Source organism: Pseudomonas sp. LBUM1679 (assembly GCF_059695565.1).
On record NZ_CP166774.1, the window covers coordinates 4,259,364 to 4,276,575 of the forward strand.

Genomic DNA, 17,212 nt, shown 5'->3' on the forward strand with positions numbered 1-17,212 from the left:
CAATGATTGGTTGCTTCGGGAAGGTGCCTGCGAGCCCGGACTTCGTCAGCCTGCACGGCGCAGCCGACGACGTCTGTGAGTTCGATGCCTGGCTGCAAGGCGCATTGGCCGCCCTGCAGCCTCTTGAGGACTGGCGAGCGCTGTTCGATGGCTTGCCGCTGTGCTTTTTCTGCTATCGCGCCCGCAGCGGCAACTGGTTGCTGGGCGGGCTGATCAGCTCGAAAGACTCAAGCCAGCGGCGCTACCCGTTTTTCATTTTCCAGACGATAAAAGCCAGTGAAACCGGGCCCTTGGTCAACCCTTTCACCCTGGGCGAGCTGTTCAGCGGACAGATCCGGCCCTTGCTGCACATGGCCGCCCAGGGCGAAAGCACCTCGGTGCTGTTCGAACGCATCAAGGCCTTGCGCCCCTTGCAAGGCAAGGACTTCGAATTGTTCCGGCGCGTGCACGACAAGTTCCTGGTGAACTTCAACCTGCGCGACATCGCCACCGCGCTGGAAGGCGCCTACCCGGAGTTCGTCACCAATGCGGTGCTCACCCGTTTGCAGGCCTTGAGCCGGCATCTGCACCACGGGACGCCGATCGGTATCGTCCTGCCCTTGCCGGCGGAACGCGGGTTGAAAAATCCGACCGCCGATTTGTGGGTCACCTGGTTGACGCGCATGACACCGGGCAACGCCGTGCCGCAGATCAGTCTGCTGGCGGACGACTTCATGCGTCCCCGGCTGATTTGCTTCGCCTCGCGCACCACCAGCGACGCCTATCGCGTGCTGACCGGTACCGGCGAGCGTGCGCAAAGCTATGACGTGCTGGGGTCATTCGATGCATTTGATGAGCACCACCCTGCCCGCGTTTTTCCCGAAATCGATCGCCCTCTTGACGACGTCATCGACCGTTTTGTCGCTGCCCTGGATTCGAAGTCCGTATGAACAAGATCAAGTACTACTGCCTGCGCTACCAACCCTACCTGCTGGGAGTGGGGTTTTTCCTCACGATCTTCCTGGTGTGGGGCATCGGGCGTGCGTTTGACTTCAGCTCACTGAACAGCCTGCTGACGGGCATCGGCGTGTTCCTGCTGCTCTCCTGCGGCTACGTGCTGCTGCTGTATCGGGGGGTGTCCCGGCACCACAATCTCGAAGGGCTGTTGCGCGACGATGCCGATCAGGCGGTGCTGAACGCCAGCCCGGCGGATCGCGAGGAAGTCAGCCTGTTGCGCGAGCGCCTGTTGCAGAGCATCGAGCGCCTGCACAGCAACAAGCCCCGGGGCGGCAATCCCAAGGATGCCTTGTATGCCCTGCCCTGGTACCTGGTGATCGGTCAGCCGGCCGCCGGCAAAAGCACGATGCTCTATCAATCGGGCCTCACCTTTCCGTATGCCGAGCGTGAAGGTGCGCGCGTAGCGGGCCTGGGTGGCACACGCAACTGCGACTGGTTTTTCAGTTCCGAGGCCGTGCTGCTGGATACGGCCGGTCGCTACATGAACAACCAGGAGGAAGCCGGCAAATGGCGCGCCTTCCTGCAGCTGCTGCGCCAGCATCGCCAGCGCCGGCCGCTCAATGGCTTGATCGTCACCGTCAGCATCCATGACATCCTGCAAGCCTCGCTCGAGGACCAGGAGCGGATTGCCAAACGCTTGCGCGAGCGCATCCAGGAAACCCATGCGCTGCTGGAAGTGCGCCTGCCGGTCTACCTGGTGTTCACCAAGTGCGACCTGGTGCCGGGATTCGCCCCCTTCTACCGCCAACTGGATGACGTTGCCCGGGGCGAAGTCATGGGCAAGACATTCCCCCATAAAGGCTATGAGCAGGCCGACTGGGGCCGGCAATTCGGCGTGGCGATGGATGAGCTGGTCAGCTATTGGCAACAGGTGGCGAGCCAGCAACTGGTCCTGCAGGACATTCAGATCACCCGCCAGGATTCGGCGGTGTATCGCTTCCCGCTGGAACTGGCAGCGCTGAAACCGCGGCTCCAGCTGTTCGTCGATGCGCTGTTGCGCGCCAACCCGTATCAAAAGGCCGAACTGCTGCGCGGCTTCTATTTCACCAGCGCCCTGGATGCCGACCAGCCTGAACTGGGTGGGCACACCCGCCAGGTCACCGAGCGCTTCGCCCTGGACAGTGATCAAGCGCTCGCCAGCGGCACGGCGCAAGCGCGCCCGCTGTTTATCAGCAGCCTGTTCAGAAAGGTCATCATCCCTGACCAGCACCTGGTGGCGTTGTACACCACCAATCATCGCGAACGTCGGCGCAAGGCCGCCTGGATTGGCGGCGCCGGCCTGGTGGCGCTGCTGCTGTGCGGGCTGTTGGGCTGGTCTTATGTGAACAACAAAAACACCGTGCAGGCGATCTCGACGGAACTGGCCCAGGCGACCGCCACTGATGCGGCGGCGACGGGTCAATACACCGCGTGGCAAACCCTGGACCGCATGCGCTTCTGGACCGCCCATTACTACGCACAACATCACGACCAGGGCGTGCCGCTGCGCCTGCGTCTGGGGCTGTACCAGGGCTACAAAGTCGAGCCTCTGCTGCGCAGCCAGTATTTTGACCGGCTGGAAAGCGTGATGCTCAAGCCGACGGCCGACAACCTGACCCGCTCGCTGTACCTGCTGACCACCCTCAAGGTGTATCAGCGCAACAGCAAGGAACTGCTGCCCGTGACCGGTATCGACAGCGTCGAGCCCAAGGCATTGCCGAGCGACAACCGGGCCCAGTCGATCGCGGCCTTCGGCAAGACGACGCTGGACACCTACGTCATGCTCTCCCGTGCCCAGCGCGAAAAGGCTGACCCTGCGTTCCTGAAGGCAAAGATCCCGGACTACTGGTACCCGGCGATCGCCCGCCAGACTGGCAAAACCATCGGTGCCGGCCATGACGGCTCGGGCGCGAATCAGGATTACGAGTTTGCCAGCCGGCAGATCAATTTCTACAGCGACCAGATCCACGAGGAAGACGTGCCGCGGATCCTCGACAACGCGTTCCTGACGTCCAGTTCGCGCAATTACATCAACAGCCTGCTGACCCAGTCGCTGCGCTCGATCGAGACCATCACCCTGGAGTCGGACACCTTGTTCGCCTTTGGCCGCGCCGATTTCCAGAGCCTGAAAACCGAAGGCCAGGGCCAGCTCAGTGCGATCGCCGGCAAGCTGTTGAGCACCCCTGACATCGGCAAAATCATCATCGCCGGGCATGCCGATCAACTGGGCGACCCACAGGGCAATATGCAGGTGTCCAAACAGCGCGCGCAGACCATCAAGACCTACCTGGTGGGCAAAGGCGTGCCCGGCGAGTTGGTCGAAGCCATCGGCGAAGGCAGCACCCGGCCCCTGGTCAAATGCGACATGCAGCAGCCCCGGGCCCGGCTCATCCAGTGTCTGGAGCCGAACCGACGGGTAGAAATCGAAGTGCGGGCGCTCAACTGAGAGCGTCCCCCACTGGCAGAAACACCGTTGCCCGGGTCGTCTCGACGTAGAGGCCCAGGCCGGTAACACACCTCTCTTGATCGTTTCAAAGAGGTTAAAACGAAGGGTTCGTGACCTGTGCGCAGGTCAGTCCTTAAATGAAGGTAAGGAGAAATTAAAAATGGCATTTGACGCATATATCCAGATCGAAGGCATTCCAGGTGAAGTGCTGGACGACAAGCACAAGGACTGGATCGAGGTGCTGGGCTACGAGTTCAGCGCAACCCAGGCGACTTCCGCGACGGCCAGTTCTTCGGGCGGCGCTTCGTCGGAGCGTGTGGCGTTGAGCGACTTCAGCATCCGCAAGGCCGTGGACAAGGCTTCTGCCAAACTGTTCGAAGCCTGCTGCAAAGGCACGCACATCGCCAAGATCCAGCTGAACGTGAACCGCGCCGGCGGCGACAAGGTCACCTACCTGACCATCAACCTGGAAGAAGTCGTTGTTTCTTCGGTCAAGGCCGTTGCCGGTGGCAGTCAAGGCGGTGAAGACAAATCGGTCAGCGACCTGCCGATCGAAGAAATCAGCTTCAACTTCGCCCGCATCAAGACCACCTACACCCAGCAAAGCCGGGCCGATGGCCAGGGCGGCGGCAACGTGACCGGCGGTTGGGATCGCACGGCCAACAAGGTTTTCGCTTAAGTCTGTAGCGATGGCGGGCCGCGCAAGCGGTCCGTGTTCGGCACCGTGCCTGGCAGTCAGGCACGGTGTCCTTTTATCTTGACCAGAGTTGCCTATGTCTGAATTTCTCAACGACCTTTCGCTGGCCGAACTGACAGCGCCCATCAATGAGGGAAGCGGCGAAGACTTGAGCTTTTCCACCTTGTTCGATCAGGTGAAGGAAGCGCGTCGAGCAGACCCCGATTACCTGACCCAGGGTGATTGGCAGACCGATCTGAAATCCTCGGATTGGGACCTGACCATCACCCTGGCTGCACAAGGCCTGGCTCGACAGAGCAAGGACCTGATGCTGGTCGCCTGGCTCAGCGAGGGCCTGGCGCACCGTTACCACTTCGTCGGTATCACCTTCGGCCTGACCCTGGCCGAGCGCATTCTGCAGGCCTTCTGGGCGGACCTGTTCCCCTCGATCGAGGACGGCGTCGATGAGCGCGCCGCACGGCTGGCGTGGATGAAAACCTCGCTGGCGGACATCGTCGGTGCATTGCCGATCACCCAGGGGCAGCAATACGGCCTGCTGCGTTATGACGAGTCCAGGCATGTGGAAAACCTGGCGCTGCAGAACCCCCAGGCCATGCGGGCCGCCCTCGACGAAGGCAAGATCAACGCCGAGATCTTCCAGCGTTCGGTGGTATTGACCGACTCGGACTATCTGCGTCTCAAAGCCGCCGAAATCGCCGCCAGCCTGAAGGCCTGCCAGCAGCTCCAGAGCACCGCGGACCGCCACTTCGGCGCCGAAGCACCCAGTTTCGCCGGGCTCAATGACAGCTTGTTCCGCGCCGGGCAACTGGTCGAGAAACTGCTCAAGGATCGGGGCATCGAACTGCACCCGGCCCCGGCCGTGTCCGTTGCGGCCGCCCCTGAAAATGCTGCTGAACAACCTGCAGGTCCTGCCATGACCCAGCCCCAAGACCTTTCGGCCACGCCGCTGCGCACCACACCGCTGACCCGCGACGAGGCCTTCACCCAGCTGGCGGGCATCGCCCGGTTCTTCAAACAGACCGAACCCCAGAGCCCCGTCCCCTACCTGATCGAACGCGCGATCAAATGGGGCAACATGCCGCTCGAAGGCTGGCTGAACGATGTGATCAAGGACAGCAATGTGGTGGACAGCATCCGCGATGTGCTGGGGACCAAGGAAGCGAAGTCCTGATACACCGCCTTCGCCGGCAAGCCGGTCTCGCTCCCACAGTTAATCGGTGTCGCACACAGATTTCATGCTGGCTGAAGATCCCCCTGTAGGAGCTGGCTTGCCAGCGAAAGCGGTCTGCCAGCCAACACCTCTGCTGAATGTGCCACCGCCATCGCGGGCAAGCCCGCTCCCACAGTATCCCCCGCCGTACGTCGATGTGGTGTTCGCCTAAGAACCCTGTGGGAGCGAGCTTGCTCGCGATAGCGGCCTGCCAGCCAACACCTCTATTGAATGTGCCACCGTCTTCGCCAGCAAGCCGCCTCCTACACGGGATCGTGGCGTTTACCGATCTGGCGTCCACTGAAAATCCCCTTTTTTACACCGTCCGACCAGAAACTCATCCGAGGGACTTGTGCTTCCGGTATTATGGTATACCATCAGACGCACAGACACCCAAACCTCCTACGGAGCAGCTCATGAGTTTCGAAATCCGCAAGATCGTCAGCTACGTCGAAGAAACCTTTATTGAAGGCGGCAAGGCCAGCGACAAACCCGTGACCATGGTCGGCCTGGCTGTCGTCATGAAGAACCCTTGGGTGGGCAACGGTTTTGTCGAAGACCTGAAACCACAGATCCGCGAGAACTGCTCCGACCTCGGTGCAATGATGGTTGAACGCCTGGTGAGCATCATCGGCGGCGCCGAGAAGATCGAAGCTTATGGCAAGGCGGCCGTGGTCGGCGCCGACGGTGAAATCGAGCACGCCTCCGCCGTCATCCACACCCTGCGCTTCGGCAACCATTACCGCGAAGCGGTGAAAGCCAAGAGCTACCTGAGCTTCACCAACAAGCGCGGCGGCCCGGGCACCTCGATCCAGATTCCGATGATGCACAAGGACGACGAAGGCCTGCGTTCGCACTACATCACCCTGGAAATGAAAATCGAAGATGCACCGCGCGCCGACGAAATCGTCGTGGTCCTGGGTTGCGCCGACGGCGGCCGCCTGCACCCACGCATCGGCAACCGTTACATCGATCTGGAAGAACTGGCGGCCGAAAAAGCCCAGTAATCCCGGTCAGCCTAACTACAACAAAAAGGCATGCAGGAGCGCTCCATGATTCGGCTCACCGCTGAACGCACCCCGGCTGGCACCAGTTACCTGGCGACCGGCCAAGGCCAGCCCGTGGTCTTGATCCACGGCGTGGGCCTGAACAAAGAAATGTGGGGCGGCCAGGTCGTTGGCCTGGCCACGAAATACCGCGTGATCGCCTACGACATGCTCGGCCATGGCGCCAGCCCGCGTCCGGCAAGCGGCACCCCCCTGCTCGGCTATGCCGACCAGTTGCTGGAACTGCTCGACCACCTGCAGTTGCCCCAGGCGACGGTGATCGGCTTTTCCATGGGCGGGCTGGTAGCGCGGGCATTTGCCTTGCACTACCCCCAGCGCCTGCAAGGCCTGGTGGTGCTCAACAGCGTGTTCAATCGCAGCGCCGAACAGCGTGCCGGCGTCATCGCCCGCACCGCCCAGGCGGCCGAGCACGGCCCGGATGCCAACGCCGAAGCCGCGCTGTCGCGCTGGTTCAGCCGCGAGTACCAGGCGGCCAACCCGGCGCAGATCGCCGCGTTGCGCCAAACCCTGGCCGACAATGACCCGCAGGGTTACCTGACCACGTATGAGCTGTTCGCGACCCAGGACATGTACCGCGCCGAGGACCTGGCGAGCATCCAGGTGCCGACCCTGGTCGCCACCGGCGAACTCGATCCGGGCTCGACACCGGAAATGGCCCGGCAACTGGCCGAGCGAATTCCCGGTGCCACGGTTGCCGTGCTCGCCGAGCAGCGGCATATGATGCCCGTAGAATCGCCGCGCCTGGTCAACCAGCTGTTGCTGGAATTTATCGACAACGCGCACGCCCGACAAAACCAGATAAAGGGGATCGTTGCATGACACTCGCCTCCTTCCAGATGTGCATCGGCGGAGAATGGGTCGATGCCCTGTCCGGCAAGACCTTTGAAAGCCTGAACCCGGCCCTGGCCGAACCCTGGGCACAACTGCCCGATGCCGATGAAGCCGATGTCGAGCGCGCCGTGCAGGCTGCGCAGACCGCCTTCGACAGCCCGGCCTGGCGCGGCCTGACCGCCACCGCCCGGGGCAAGCTGCTGCGCCGCCTGGGCGACCTGATCGCTGAAAACAAGGAACAACTGGCGCAGCTGGAAAGCCGTGACAACGGCAAGCTGATCCGCGAAACCCGCGGTCAGGTCGGCTACCTGCCGGAGTTCTTCCACTACACCGCGGGCCTGGCCGACAAGCTAGAAGGCGGCACCCTGCCCCTGGACAAGCCAGACCTGTTTGCCTACACCGTGCACGAAGCCATGGGCGTGGTCGCCGCGATCATTCCCTGGAACAGCCCGCTGTACCTGACCGCGATCAAACTGGCCCCGGCCCTGGCGGCAGGCAACACCATCGTGATCAAACCGTCCGAGCACGCCTCGGCCACCATTCTGGAGCTGGCGCGCCTGGCACTGGAAGCCGGCATACCACCGGGCGTGGTCAACGTGGTCACCGGCTACGGTCCAAGCACCGGAGCAGCCCTCACCCGCCACCCGCTGGTACGCAAGATCGCCTTCACCGGCGGCGCCGCGACGGCGCGCCATGTAGTGCGCAGCAGTGCCGAGAACTTCGCCAAGCTGTCGCTGGAGCTGGGCGGCAAATCGCCGAACATCATCTTCGCCGACGCCGACCTCGACAGCGCGATCAACGGCGCGATCGCCGGGATCTATGCGGCCTCCGGCCAGAGCTGCGTGTCCGGCTCGCGGCTGCTGGTGCAGGACGAGATCTACGACGAGTTCGTCGAGCGCCTGGTCGAACGCGCCAAACGCATCCGCATCGGCAACCCCCAGGAAGACAGCAGCGAAATGGGGCCGATGGCCACCGCGCAGCAACTGGCGGTGGTCGAAGGCCTGGTCGCCGATGCCATCGCCGAAGGTGCGCACCTGCGCCTGGGCGGCAAGCGTCCGCAGAATCTGGGCGAAGGCTGGTTCTATGAGCCAACCCTGTTCGAATGCGATAGCAACTCGATGAAGATCATGCAGGAAGAAGTCTTCGGTCCGGTGGCCTCGGTCATTCGATTCAAGGACGAAGCCGAAGCCCTGGCGATTGCCAACGACTCGCAGTTCGGCCTCGCCGCCGGCATCTGGACCCGCGACCTGGGCCGCGCCCATCGCCTGGCCCGGGACGTGCGCTCCGGGATCATCTGGGTCAACACCTACCGCGCCGTATCGGCCATGGCGCCGATCGGCGGTTTCAAGAACAGCGGCTATGGACGCGAAAGCGGCATCGATTCGGTGCTGGCCTACACCGAGCTCAAGACGGTGTGGATCAACCTTTCCCAGGCCCCCATGCCTGATCCGTTTGTGATGCGCTAGGAGATTTGCGAAATGATCGAACCCGGCATCTACAAAGACGTCATGAGCTCGTTCCCATCCGGGGTCACGGTGGTCACCACCCTGGACCCGGACGGCGGCATCGTCGGCATTACCGCCAGTGCGTTCAGTGCGCTGTCGATCGATCCGGCACTGGTGCTGTTCTGCCCCAACTACGCCTCTGACACTTACCCGGTCCTGCGCGACAGCAAGCAGTTCGCGATTCACCTGCTGTCCGCCGACCAGACCGCCGAAGCCTATGCCTTTGCCAGTAAAGGCAAGGACAAGGCCAAGGCGATCGAGTGGCACCTCAGCGCCCTGGGCAACCCGTTGCTGGCCAAGGCGACGGCGATCATCGAGTGCGAACTGTGGCGCGAATACGACGGCGGTGACCACGCAATCATCGTCGGCGCGGTGAAGAACCTGATCCTGCCCGAGCAGCCAGTGACGCCGATGATCTACCACAAAGGCAAGCTGGGCCCGCTGCCCACCCTGGCCTGAAGGGCAAACAAAAAAACCTGTGGGAGCGGGCTTGCCCGCGATAGCGATGGATCAGTCAACATTGATGTCGATTGTACCGCCGTCATCGCGGGCAAGCCCGCTCCCACAGGGATTGTAGTGGAGCAAAGTGATGAGCAACGACAAGTACGAACAAGGTCTGAAAATCCGCACCCAGGTGCTGGGCGAGGCCTACGTGAAGCGCTCCATCGAGAACGCCGACGACTTCACCCGCCCGCTCCAGGAAATGGTCACCGAGTACTGCTGGGGCCACGTCTGGGGCCGTGAGGGTTTGTCGCTTAAAGAACGCAGCATGATAAACTTGGCGATGATTTCGGCCCTCAACCGGCCGCACGAACTCAAGCTGCATGTACGCGGTGCCTTGCGTAACGGGCTGAGTCGTGAACAAATACGCGAAATTCTGCTTCAGGTCGGTATTTATTGCGGTGTCCCCGCAGCCGTGGACAGTTTCCGGCTCGCCCGTGAAGCCTTCGCCGAAGCCGATGCCGAGGCCTCAAGTTAACCCTTGGCTGTTGTGATCGAGCACCGATGATCCCCGGATCGCCGTGCTCTTTTTGCATGGACAGCCACATTCAGAGCGGACCCCATGAAACGCCTGCCACTCGACGACAGCTTCAAGGTCAATCGCAACCCCGTTACCCTGCGCGAAATCGTGCTGGATAAACTGCGAAGCGCCATCATGAACTTCCAGCTTCTGCCGGGAGACCGTCTGGTCGAGCGCGATCTGTGCGATCGCCTGGGCGTCAGCCGCACGTCCGTACGCGAAGCCTTGCGTCACCTGGAATCCGAGGGCCTGGTGGAGTTCGCCGACGCCAAGGGCCCACGGGTCGCCATCATTACCCTGGCCGACGCCGTCGACATCTATGAGCTGCGTTGCGTGCTCGAAGGCCTGATCGTCCAGCTGTTCACCCTGCGCGCCAAGGCCAAGGACATCAAGGCCCTGGAAAAAGCCCTCGAGGAAAACCGCCAGGCCCTCAAGGAAGGCGAACTGCAACAGGTCATCGATTCGGTGCAAGGCTTTTATGACGTGCTGCTAGAAGGCTCCGGCAACCATGTCGCGGCGCTGCAATTGCGTCAGTTGCAGGCGCGCATCAGCTACTTGCGCGCGACGTCGGTGTCCCAGGAAAACCGTCGCGGATCGAGCAATCAGGAGATGGAGCGCATGGTCGAGGCGATCAAGAGCGGTGATCCGCTGGCCGCCCACCAGGCGTGCGTCGACCACGTACGCGCCGCCGCTGCCGTGGCCCTGGACTACCTCAGACGCAAGCAGGAAGAGACCGGGGCGATCCCCGAGATCACCCTGCCGATCGCGCTGAAAGAACCGCGCATAGGTCGTTGATCATGTTCAGCCCGAGCTTTTGTCCAAAGTGCGGCGGCAATGACCTCAAGTCTCAGCTGCCGCCGGGCGATACGCACGAGCGCCTGATGTGCCGCGGTTGCGGCTACATCCACTACATCAATCCGAAAATCATTGCCGGCTGCATCATCGAGCAGGACGGCAAGTATTTGCTGTGCCAACGTGCCATCCCGCCGCGTCCCGGCACCTGGACCCTGCCGGCGGGCTTCATGGAAGGCGGCGAGACCACCGAACAAGCCGCGTTGCGCGAAGTCTGGGAAGAGAGCGGCGTGCGCGCGGAAATTCTCTCGCCCTACTCGATCTTCAGCGTGCCGACCATCAGTGAGGTGTACATCATCTTCCGCGCCATCGCGCTGGAGATCACCGGCCAGTACGGGCCGGAAACCCTCGACTACAAATTCTTCGCGCCCGAGGATATTCCCTGGGAGAGCATCTACTATCCGGCGATCCGGCAGATCCTCGAGCGTTACATCGAGGAACGCCAGGCCGGGGTATATGGCATCTACATCGGCAACGACGATACCGGCAAGATTCACTTCATCCGCTAACGGTTTCCCGTTGTACACCGCCCCCCTGTAGGAGCTGGCTTGCCAGCGAAAGCGGTGGGTCAGTCGACATATTTATCGCCTGGATGGACGCCTTCGCTGGCAAGCCAGCTCCTACAGTTGACCGGCGTACATCGGCACAATCCCGATCGGTTTCCACGGCCAGGCCGCAGCCCGATGAATCACACCGGTGCCACACCCTCGACAATCACGATCTGCGCCCGAGCCACGCCTTCGCGATGCCGTTTCGCCTCCTGATATGCCTCCGACCGGTAGCAAGCCAGCGCCTGTTCGTACGAATCAAACTCGATGACCACATTGCGCTGCGCCGCAGGCCCGCCTTCCAGCGCCTCGCACCGCCCGCCCCGGGCCAGCACTCGCCCTCCATACAAGGCGAAAGCCGCCGGCGCACGCTGGGTGTATTGGCTGTATTGGTCGGGATCGGTGACATCTACATGTGCAATCCAGTACGCCTTCATAGTGACCTCTCGGTTAATTTTGTATTATGGTATACCACAAAGCATTTCCATCAAACACTGAGAATCCGCACATGGCCTTCAACAGCATCGAAGAAATCATCGAAGACTATCGCCAGGGCAAAATGGTGCTGCTGGTCGACGACGAAGATCGGGAAAACGAAGGCGACCTGCTGCTGGCCGCCGACCGTTGCACCGCCGAGGCCATCAGCTTCATGGCCCGGGAAGCCCGCGGGCTGATCTGCCTGACCTTGACCGACGAGCACTGCCAGCGCCTCGGCCTCGAGCAGATGGTGCCGAGCAACGGCAGCGTGTTCAGCACCGCGTTCACCGTGTCCATCGAGGCCGCCGTCGGCGTGACCACCGGCATCTCCGCCGCCGACCGGGCGCGCACCGTCGCCGCCGCCGTCGCCCATGGGGCGGGTCCCGCCGATATCGTGCAACCCGGCCACATCTTCCCCTTGCGCGCCAAGGAAGGCGGCGTGCTGACCCGTGCCGGGCATACCGAAGCGGGCTGCGACCTGGCACGCCTGGCCGGTTTCACCCCGGCCTCGGTGATCGTCGAAGTGATGAACGATGACGGCACCATGGCCCGCCGCCCGGACCTGGAAGTGTTCGCGCGCCGACACGGCATCAAGATCGGTACCATCGCCGACCTCATCCACTACCGCCTCAGCACCGAACACACCGTCGTGCGTATCGGTGAACGCGAATTGCCCACAGTGCATGGCACCTTTCGTCTGATCACCTTTGAGGATCGCATCGAAGGCGGTGTCCACATGGCAATGGTGATGGGTGAGTTGCGCCGGGACGAACCGACACTGGTGCGCGTGCACGTGATCGACCCGTTGCGCGATCTGGTGGGCGCCGAATACAGCGGTCCGTTGAACTGGACGCTGTGGGCCGCACTCCAGCGCGTGGCCGAGGAAGGTCGCGGCGTCGTGGTGGTGCTGGCCAATCATGAGTCGTCGCAGGCGCTGCTGGAGCGGGTACCTCAGCTCACCCAGTCGCCGCGGCAATTCAGCCGTTCGCAGTCGCGCATCTATTCTGAAGTGGGCACCGGCGCGCAGATTCTGCAGGACCTTGGCGTCGGCAAGCTGCGTCACCTCGGCCCGCCGTTGAAATACGCCGGCTTGACCGGGTACGACCTGGAAGTGGTGGAGAGCATCCCTTTCACCCTGTGATCCCGAAGCGCTCCCTTGTGGCGAGTGAAGCGCTTTTCTGTAGGAGCCGGCTTGCTGGCGAAGGCGTCCGCAAGAGCGCCTTCGCCGGCAAGCCTGGCTCCTACAAGACCGACCCTTAAGGCAAGCCCCTCGCCGCAAAAAAAACCCGTTTTGGCTGATAGCCGGTAAGGCAAAGTGCTTGCACAAAGTTTGGAATACCATAATATGATATTCCATAGACCGGTTGCTTCAGCCAAGTGCCCCCGACAGGGAAAGCACCAATAACAGCCCTTGGCACGGTCGCCTTTAGAGGCCAGATGGACCTACTGCTCCCGATAGGCGGGCATTACCAAGCCCGCTCAAAAACACAACAAATGAGGGCGTGAAAATGGTGTTGAACAAAGGTGCAACCGCCGTACTGTTCGCGGGTTTACTGGCCACGGCCAGTCATGTGGCGATGGCAGCTGAAAGCATCAACTTCGTCAGCTGGGGCGGCAGCACCCAGGATGCGCAGAAGCAGGCCTGGGCCGACCCGTTCAGCAAGGCCAGCGGCATCACCGTGGTCCAGGACGGCCCCACCGACTACGGCAAACTCAAGGCCATGGTCGAGAGCGGTAACGTGCAGTGGGACGTGGTCGATGTCGAAGCCGATTTCGCCCTGCGCGCCGCTGCCGAAGGCCTGCTCGAACCCCTCGATTTCTCGGTGATCCAGCGCGACAAGATCGACCCGCGGTTTGTCTCCGACCACGGCGTCGGTTCGTTCTTCTTCTCCTTCGTCCTCGGCTACAACGAAGGCAAGCTCGGCGCCCAAAAACCCCAGGACTGGTCCGCGCTGTTCGACACCAAGACCTACCCCGGCAAACGCGCCCTCTACAAATGGCCAAGCCCAGGCGTGCTTGAACTGGCGCTGCTGGCCGATGGCGTCAGCGCGGACAAGCTCTATCCGCTGGACCTGGATCGCGCCTTCAAGAAACTCGACACCATCAAGAAAGACATCGTCTGGTGGGGTGGCGGCGCGCAGTCGCAACAGTTGCTGGCCTCGGGCGAAGTGAGCATGGGCCAGTTCTGGAACGGCCGGATCCACGCCCTGCAAGAAGATGGCGCGCCGGTGGGCGTGAGCTGGAAGCAGAACCTGGTCATGGCCGACATCCTGGTCATCCCCAAGGGCACCAAAAACAAAGCCGCGGCGATGAAGTTCCTGGCCAACGCCAGCAGTGCCAAAGGACAGGCCGACTTCTCCAACCTGACCGCCTATGCACCGGTCAACGTCGACAGCGTGGCGCGCCTGGATTCGGTGCTGGCCCCTAACTTGCCGACTGCTTATGCCAAGGATCAGATCACTCTTGACTTCGCGTACTGGGCCAAAAACGGTCCGGCCATCGCGACACGGTGGAACGAATGGCTGGTCAAATGAAAATGACGGCAACCACGCCCCGTCAACCCACGCCGACCGGGAGCGCCATGGGCGCTGCCGACAAGGCGGTTGTGATGAACCAATCCCCTTCCCTGGCACAGCGCTGGCGCGGTTCGAGCAACCTGATCCCCGCCCTGCTGTTCCTCGGCCTGTTCTTTCTCGCGCCGTTGATCGGCCTGCTGCTGCGGGGCGTGCTGGAACCGGTGCCGGGGTTGGGCAACTACGAACAATTGTTCGCCAACTCGGCGTATGCCCGCGTGCTGTTCAACACCTTTTCGGTGGCCGGACTGGTGACCTTGTTCAGCCTGCTGCTCGGCTTTCCACTGGCCTGGGCCATCACGCTGGTGCCCAATGGCTGGGGTCGCTGGATCCTCAACATCGTGCTGCTGTCGATGTGGACCAGCCTCCTGGCCCGGACCTATTCCTGGCTGGTGCTGTTGCAAGCGTCCGGGGTGATCAACAAGGCGTTGATGGCGATGGGCATCATCGATCAGCCGCTGGAGATGGTGCATAACCTGACCGGCGTGGTGATCGGCATGAGCTACATCATGATCCCGTTCATCGTGCTGCCGTTGCAGGCGACCATGCAGGCCATCGACCCGATGATCCTGCAGGCCGGTTCGATCTGCGGCGCCAGCCCTTGGACCAACTTCTTCCGGGTGTTCCTGCCGCTGTGCCGGCCGGGGCTGTTCTCCGGCGGCCTGATGGTGTTCGTGATGTCCCTCGGCTACTACGTCACCCCGGCACTGCTGGGCGGTGCGCAGAACATGATGCTGCCCGAGTTCATCATTCAACAGGTGCAGTCGTTCCTCAACTGGGGCCTGGCGAGCGCCGGTGCCGCGTTGCTGATCGTCATTACGCTGGTGTTGTTCTACTTCTACCTGAAGCTCCAGCCGGAATCCCCGGTCGGCGCCAGCAACGCGAGGTAAGCCGTCATGCTCCTGACCCCCAATGCCATGAGCCGGCGCATGCGCTTCGGCCTGTATTTCACCACCGGGCTGATCGCGCTGTTCCTGCTGTTGCCGATCGTGTTCATCGTGCTGCTGTCCTTCGGCTCCTCACAGTGGCTGGTGTTCCCGCCACCGGGCTGGACGCTGAAATGGTACGGCCAGTTCTTCTCCAACCCCGACTGGATGAACGCGGCCGTGGCCAGCCTCAAGGTCGCGATATTGACCACGATCTGCGCCGTCGCCCTGGGCTTGCCGACCGCCTTCGCCCTGGTGCGCGGACGCTTTCCCGGGCGGGAAATGCTCTACGGCCTGTTCACCCTGCCGATGATCGTGCCACTGGTGATCATCGCCGTGGCGGTCTACGCGCTGTTCCTGAAACTGGGTTACACCGGGACCATGTTCGCCTTCGTGGTCAGCCACGTGATCGTTGCGCTGCCGTTCACGATCATCTCGATCATCAACTCGCTGAAGCTGTTCGATCAGTCGATCGAGGATGCCGCGGTGATCTGCGGTGCCTCGCGCCTGCAAGCGGTGTTCAAGGTGACTTTCCCGGCGATTCGTCCGGGCATGGTCGCCGGCGCCCTGTTCGCCTTCCTCGTGTCCTGGGATGAAGTGGTGCTGAGCGTGATGATGGCCAGCCCGACCCTGCAAACCCTCCCCGTGAAAATGTGGACCACCCTGCGCCAGGACCTGACGCCCGTGATCGCCGTCGCGTCGACGCTGCTGATCGGCCTCTCGGTATTGGTCATGGTCATCGCCGCCGCCGTTCGCCGGCGCAACCCAATCAGCGCCTGAGCGCCAGGAGTACGACATGAGTGCCGTGATCAAAGATTCCGCCCAGCAGAGTGACAAGCCCCTGGTCAGCCTGCGTAACCTGAACAAGTACTACGGCGACTTTGCCGCCGTGGACGACATCTCGCTGGACATCAAGGACGGTGAATTTCTCACCTTCCTCGGCTCCAGCGGCTCCGGCAAAAGCACGACCCTGTCGATGCTCGCCGGCTTCGAAACCCCGAGCAGCGGCGAGATCCTGGTCAACGGCCAATCGCTGGTCAACGTGCCGCCGCACAAGCGCGACATCGGCATGGTGTTCCAGCGTTACTCGCTGTTCCCGCACCTGTCGGTACGCGACAACATCGCGTTCCCCCTGGCGATTCGCAAACTGGCCACTGCCGAGCGCGAACGCCGGGTCGACGCGATGCTCAAGCTGGTGCAGCTGGAACAATTTGCCCATCGCCGCCCTTCGCAACTGTCCGGCGGCCAGCAACAGCGCGTCGCCATCGCCCGGGCGCTGGTCTATGAGCCACGCATTCTGCTGATGGACGAACCCCTTGGCGCGCTGGACAAAAAACTGCGTGAAGACTTGCAGGATGAACTGCGCCAACTGCATCGGCGCCTGGGCATCACCATCGTCTACGTGACCCACGACCAGGAAGAAGCCATGCGCCTGTCCCAGCGCATTGCGATTTTCAGCCATGGCAAGATCGTCGGTTTGGGCAGCGGCTTCGACCTGTACCAGAACCCGCCGAATGCCTTTGTGGCGTCGTTCCTGGGTAACTCTAACTTTCTCAAGCTCAAGGCCCAGGGGAATGCGGTGGCGACGTTTGAAGGTCAATCGTTGTCGATTCGCCTGACCGCCGGGCTGCAAACCGATCAGGATGTGCTGCTGATGGTGCGTCCGGAGAAGGCCCTGGCCTTGAGTGTCGAGCAAGCGGCTGTCGAACCCTTGGCGGCCGGCTGGAATGAAGTGTCGGCCAAGGTCGTGGAAGTGTTGTTCCTGGGTGAAAGCCAGACCTGCAGCGTGGTGACGTCGGGCGGCACTTCGATGACGGTCAAGGCGCTGTCTGCGGCGGGCATGCCGCTGAAGGCGGGCGATCCGGTGCGTGTGCGTTGGGCTACGGCGGATGCTTGTGTTTATACCGAGTGGGCTGAGAGCGATTTGAACAAGGCTGCCGGAGCTCATTGATTTAGCGTTGGCCCATGCCGGAGGGCCATAAGTTATCTGTCACCCTCGGGTCGCCGCAACGTCGGGTTGTGGCGGCCTTTTTTTTTCTTTTGGTTGGGGGGCATATCCGTTTGGACTGCCCCCAAAAAGCGGG

At 62.2% G+C, this 17,212-nt stretch carries 17 protein-coding genes; 16 read left to right on the forward strand and 1 reads right to left on the reverse strand.

From position 1 onward, the window contains the following. Window positions 1–2: 2 nt before the first annotated feature. The 11 genes from tagF (at window position 3) to ACA062_RS19350 (ending at window position 11,113) form a co-directional block, all read left to right on the forward strand. Entirely contained in the window at window positions 3–929 is a 927-nt protein-coding gene (gene tagF, locus ACA062_RS19300) for a type VI secretion system-associated protein TagF (protein WP_497452531.1), read from the forward strand. After that, window positions 926–3,421: a type VI secretion system membrane subunit TssM gene (gene tssM / locus ACA062_RS19305; protein ID WP_497452532.1), complete on the forward strand. Its 2,496-nt coding sequence runs from the start codon at window positions 926–928 to the stop codon at window positions 3,419–3,421. The genes tagF and tssM overlap by 4 nt, the downstream gene beginning before the upstream one ends. A 160-nt stretch (window positions 3,422–3,581) precedes the next feature. Next, window positions 3,582–4,100, forward strand: a complete 519-nt coding sequence (locus ACA062_RS19310) for an Hcp family type VI secretion system effector (protein WP_064677225.1) — start codon at window positions 3,582–3,584, stop codon at window positions 4,098–4,100. A 94-nt stretch (window positions 4,101–4,194) separates the two neighbouring features. Further along, window positions 4,195–5,289, forward strand: coding sequence for a type VI secretion system protein TssA (gene tssA, locus ACA062_RS19315; RefSeq protein ID WP_497452533.1), 1,095 nt, complete (start codon window positions 4,195–4,197; stop codon window positions 5,287–5,289). A 455-nt stretch (window positions 5,290–5,744) separates the two neighbouring features. Further along, the gene (locus tag ACA062_RS19320; RefSeq protein ID WP_497452534.1) at window positions 5,745–6,335 is read left to right on the forward strand and encodes an amino acid synthesis family protein; all 591 of its coding nucleotides are present in this window, start codon (window positions 5,745–5,747) and stop codon (window positions 6,333–6,335) included. 45 nt (window positions 6,336–6,380) lie between these two features. Then, complete coding sequence (locus ACA062_RS19325; RefSeq protein WP_150764565.1) at window positions 6,381–7,214, forward strand: alpha/beta fold hydrolase; 834 nt, start codon at window positions 6,381–6,383, stop codon at window positions 7,212–7,214. Further along, complete coding sequence (locus tag ACA062_RS19330; RefSeq protein ID WP_497452535.1) at window positions 7,211–8,692, forward strand: aldehyde dehydrogenase; 1,482 nt, start codon at window positions 7,211–7,213, stop codon at window positions 8,690–8,692. The genes ACA062_RS19325 and ACA062_RS19330 overlap by 4 nt, the downstream gene beginning before the upstream one ends. A 12-nt stretch (window positions 8,693–8,704) precedes the next feature. Continuing rightward, window positions 8,705–9,190 (forward strand): flavin reductase family protein, encoded by a 486-nt coding sequence (locus tag ACA062_RS19335; RefSeq protein WP_128869383.1) that lies wholly within the window; start codon window positions 8,705–8,707, stop codon window positions 9,188–9,190. 130 nt (window positions 9,191–9,320) lie between these two features. Then, complete coding sequence (locus ACA062_RS19340; RefSeq protein WP_064677219.1) at window positions 9,321–9,710, forward strand: carboxymuconolactone decarboxylase family protein; 390 nt, start codon at window positions 9,321–9,323, stop codon at window positions 9,708–9,710. An 84-nt stretch (window positions 9,711–9,794) separates the two neighbouring features. After that, entirely contained in the window at window positions 9,795–10,547 is a 753-nt protein-coding gene (locus ACA062_RS19345) for a GntR family transcriptional regulator (RefSeq protein WP_497452536.1), read from the forward strand. A gap of 2 nt (window positions 10,548–10,549) precedes the next feature. Further along, the gene (locus ACA062_RS19350; protein ID WP_497452537.1) at window positions 10,550–11,113 is read left to right on the forward strand and encodes an NUDIX hydrolase; all 564 of its coding nucleotides are present in this window, start codon (window positions 10,550–10,552) and stop codon (window positions 11,111–11,113) included. A gap of 179 nt (window positions 11,114–11,292) precedes the next feature. Here ACA062_RS19350 and ACA062_RS19355 read toward each other — a convergent pair whose 3' ends face one another. Further along, window positions 11,293–11,589, reverse strand: a complete 297-nt coding sequence (locus ACA062_RS19355) for a DUF1330 domain-containing protein (RefSeq protein ID WP_497452538.1) — start codon at window positions 11,587–11,589, stop codon at window positions 11,293–11,295. A 71-nt stretch (window positions 11,590–11,660) separates the two neighbouring features. Between ACA062_RS19355 and ribBA the strand changes: the two genes are divergently transcribed. From ribBA to ACA062_RS19380, 5 genes are all read left to right on the forward strand, one after another. Then, window positions 11,661–12,770 (forward strand): bifunctional 3,4-dihydroxy-2-butanone-4-phosphate synthase/GTP cyclohydrolase II, encoded by a 1,110-nt coding sequence (gene ribBA / locus ACA062_RS19360; protein ID WP_497452539.1) that lies wholly within the window; start codon window positions 11,661–11,663, stop codon window positions 12,768–12,770. Window positions 12,771–13,137: 367 nt separating this feature from the next. Then, window positions 13,138–14,163 carry an ABC transporter substrate-binding protein gene (locus ACA062_RS19365; protein ID WP_497452540.1) on the forward strand — a complete coding sequence of 342 codons (1,026 nt, stop codon included), beginning with the start codon at window positions 13,138–13,140 and terminating at the stop codon, window positions 14,161–14,163. After that, a complete protein-coding gene (locus ACA062_RS19370; RefSeq protein ID WP_497452541.1) occupies window positions 14,160–15,092 on the forward strand; it encodes an ABC transporter permease in 933 nt (310 codons plus the stop codon). Before ACA062_RS19365 ends, ACA062_RS19370 begins: the two co-directional genes overlap by 4 nt. A 6-nt stretch (window positions 15,093–15,098) precedes the next feature. Further along, window positions 15,099–15,908, forward strand: a complete 810-nt coding sequence (locus ACA062_RS19375) for an ABC transporter permease (protein ID WP_497452542.1) — start codon at window positions 15,099–15,101, stop codon at window positions 15,906–15,908. Between the two features lie 16 nt (window positions 15,909–15,924). Continuing rightward, a complete protein-coding gene (locus ACA062_RS19380) occupies window positions 15,925–17,079 on the forward strand; it encodes an ABC transporter ATP-binding protein (RefSeq protein WP_368992995.1) in 1,155 nt (384 codons plus the stop codon). Window positions 17,080–17,212: the final 133 nt, after the last annotated feature.

What these genes read in the sequence shown, in the direction of transcription:
- tagF (WP_497452531.1), top strand. Translation starts at nt 3, where the DNA reads ATGATTGGTTGCTTCGGGAAGGTGCCTGCGAGCCCGGACTTCGTCAGC.
- tssM (WP_497452532.1), top strand. Translation starts at nt 926, where the DNA reads ATGAACAAGATCAAGTACTACTGCCTGCGCTACCAACCCTACCTGCTG.
- ACA062_RS19310 (WP_064677225.1), top strand. Translation starts at nt 3,582, where the DNA reads ATGGCATTTGACGCATATATCCAGATCGAAGGCATTCCAGGTGAAGTG.
- tssA (WP_497452533.1), top strand. Translation starts at nt 4,195, where the DNA reads ATGTCTGAATTTCTCAACGACCTTTCGCTGGCCGAACTGACAGCGCCC.
- ACA062_RS19320 (WP_497452534.1), top strand. Translation starts at nt 5,745, where the DNA reads ATGAGTTTCGAAATCCGCAAGATCGTCAGCTACGTCGAAGAAACCTTT.
- ACA062_RS19325 (WP_150764565.1), top strand. Translation starts at nt 6,381, where the DNA reads ATGATTCGGCTCACCGCTGAACGCACCCCGGCTGGCACCAGTTACCTG.
- ACA062_RS19330 (WP_497452535.1), top strand. Translation starts at nt 7,211, where the DNA reads ATGACACTCGCCTCCTTCCAGATGTGCATCGGCGGAGAATGGGTCGAT.
- ACA062_RS19335 (WP_128869383.1), top strand. Translation starts at nt 8,705, where the DNA reads ATGATCGAACCCGGCATCTACAAAGACGTCATGAGCTCGTTCCCATCC.
- ACA062_RS19340 (WP_064677219.1), top strand. Translation starts at nt 9,321, where the DNA reads ATGAGCAACGACAAGTACGAACAAGGTCTGAAAATCCGCACCCAGGTG.
- ACA062_RS19345 (WP_497452536.1), top strand. Translation starts at nt 9,795, where the DNA reads ATGAAACGCCTGCCACTCGACGACAGCTTCAAGGTCAATCGCAACCCC.
- ACA062_RS19350 (WP_497452537.1), top strand. Translation starts at nt 10,550, where the DNA reads ATGTTCAGCCCGAGCTTTTGTCCAAAGTGCGGCGGCAATGACCTCAAG.
- ACA062_RS19355 (WP_497452538.1), bottom strand. Translation starts at nt 11,589, where the DNA reads ATGAAGGCGTACTGGATTGCACATGTAGATGTCACCGATCCCGACCAA.
- ribBA (WP_497452539.1), top strand. Translation starts at nt 11,661, where the DNA reads ATGGCCTTCAACAGCATCGAAGAAATCATCGAAGACTATCGCCAGGGC.
- ACA062_RS19365 (WP_497452540.1), top strand. Translation starts at nt 13,138, where the DNA reads ATGGTGTTGAACAAAGGTGCAACCGCCGTACTGTTCGCGGGTTTACTG.
- ACA062_RS19370 (WP_497452541.1), top strand. Translation starts at nt 14,160, where the DNA reads ATGAAAATGACGGCAACCACGCCCCGTCAACCCACGCCGACCGGGAGC.
- ACA062_RS19375 (WP_497452542.1), top strand. Translation starts at nt 15,099, where the DNA reads ATGCTCCTGACCCCCAATGCCATGAGCCGGCGCATGCGCTTCGGCCTG.
- ACA062_RS19380 (WP_368992995.1), top strand. Translation starts at nt 15,925, where the DNA reads ATGAGTGCCGTGATCAAAGATTCCGCCCAGCAGAGTGACAAGCCCCTG.